Annotated in this window: 1 protein-coding gene; it reads left to right on the forward strand. The window is 71.0% G+C overall.

Annotation, left to right across the window (positions count from 1 at the left end):
• Positions 1 to 106: 106 nt before the first annotated feature.
• Positions 107 to 324 (forward strand): hypothetical protein (locus QN357_RS19355; protein ID WP_416347640.1); only part of this gene is annotated, 218 nt, incomplete at its 3' end.

Raw genomic sequence — 324 nt, forward strand, 5'->3', positions numbered from 1 at the left:
GGGCATGACCAACCTCCCGGAGTCGCCCGCTTCGCCCGATCGGCCGCATGGCGGTGCGTCTCCCAGTACGCCCGTCACCGTGCTGGTGCCGGATGCTGTCGCGGCCTTGGGAAGGTCATCAGCTGACTACGACGCGCTCAGCGACGAGCAGGTTCTTGCCGGGCAAGCGTTGATCGCGGATTCCCGGCGGGCGCTGGAGACGTGTGCCGCGTGGATGGCGGCGACCCTCGCCCGCCGTTCCCGGGCTGAACTCGGCGGGAACGGGCTCGCGGCCCGGCACGGGTTCCGGACCCCGGAAGACCTGCTGCAGAGCGTGTCTGGGTC

The sequence above is a fragment of the Cryobacterium sp. RTC2.1 genome (genome assembly GCF_035018685.1).
GTDB classification, from domain to species: Bacteria; Actinomycetota; Actinomycetes; order Actinomycetales; family Microbacteriaceae; genus Cryobacterium; species Cryobacterium glucosi.